Origin of the sequence: Phocaeicola intestinalis (assembly GCF_014837065.1) — a bacterium.
In the GTDB taxonomy this organism is placed as follows: Bacteria; Bacteroidota; Bacteroidia; order Bacteroidales; family Bacteroidaceae; genus Phocaeicola; species Phocaeicola intestinalis.
Genome location: NZ_JACSPP010000134.1, coordinates 1 through 1,108 on the forward strand (window position 1 = coordinate 1; position 1,108 = coordinate 1,108).

Below are 1,108 nucleotides of genomic sequence, written 5' to 3' on the forward strand. Positions count from 1 at the left end.
TAAGTAACTAATCAAAATTAAGCAGCATTATGTTTAAGTTTAATTCCCAAGGTATCCCCGACAGCCGCCAATGCCCTATTGACGGTGTAAAAGAGATTGTCGCTACTTGCATAGTCCTGCGGTCTGATCCATTTGGTCTTCATTATCCTCCACAAGGTTTCCGCAAGGTTCAGGTGAGGGGAATACGGCGGAAGGTAAAAGAGGAAAAGCCCACGTTTCTCCCACAGCACTCTCAGTTCCCGTACTTTCTTGTTCCGATGTACGCTCGCATTGTCAAGCACGATGAACGTATCTCTTTTTATGCGCAAGGAAAAGCCATCGAGGTACTCAACGATTTTGTCCGCATCAATGCTTTCAGTCGTGGTGAATCCATGATAGCGGTTGTTCCGGTCTATCATGCCGAAGATGTTGACTCTTTGTGCCTTTTGGGAAGGGATATACACATCTTCGTCACGGAATTGCCAGCCGTAAGGCACATAGCCTTCGGTGCATACATGACTTTCATCGGCATAATAGAGGTCTATTTTGCCGTCTCTGTTCAGCTGTTCAAGTTCTTGCAACTTCTCGGTCTTATACGCATAGAGTTGCGGCGAGGGTACTCCCCTTGGGCGTTTCCTTATTCGCTTATATCTTGCGCCAATGCTGATAAAAAACGCTTGAACGTCAGGTCGCTCGCTTCCTTGCCCGTGGCTTTCTGCCAGGCTTCCCTGGCTTTGCTCACGCTCTGTCTGTCCTGTTCGATGGCTTTGCGGACAACTTCCTCGTCCGTACAGTCCATGATAGGTTTGCGGCCACGGCCGGGGCGGGTCTGTAGGCCGTTGATGCCTTCCGTTAAAAAACGTTTTACCCAAAAGTTGACGGACACATGCGACATTTCTGTCTGCAAACCTATGGCCTTGCTTGAAAAACCTGCTGATTTGAGCAGTACGGCACGGCAGCGCATCCGGAAGCAATGGCTCGAACCATTTCGGAAGCCTGCCTCCAAGGACAACCGTTCGGAGTCCTTTAATCTGATTGATTTGACTTTGCCCATAGAGGTAGCTTTGAGGATTATGAGGCAAAGGTAGCAAATCTATATGATATAAACTAATTATGAACATCTACTTAT

General features: G+C 47.7%; 2 protein-coding genes. Both read right to left on the reverse strand.

The window, feature by feature from the left end; genetic code table 11:
- Window positions 1-17: 17 nt before the first annotated feature.
- Complete coding sequence (locus tag H9625_RS17360; RefSeq protein WP_225226500.1) at window positions 18-701, reverse strand: IS630 family transposase; 684 nt, start codon at window positions 699-701, stop codon at window positions 18-20.
- On the reverse strand, window positions 617-1,033 hold the full coding sequence (locus tag H9625_RS17880) for a helix-turn-helix domain-containing protein (protein WP_225226499.1): 417 nt from the start codon (window positions 1,031-1,033) through the stop codon (window positions 617-619). Before H9625_RS17880 ends, H9625_RS17360 begins: the two co-directional genes overlap by 85 nt.
- Window positions 1,034-1,108 lie beyond the last annotated feature (75 nt).

Coding starts and splice junctions, on each gene's coding strand:
- H9625_RS17880 (WP_225226499.1), bottom strand. CDS start 1,033: ATGGGCAAAGTCAAATCAATCAGATTAAAGGACTCCGAACGGTTGTCC.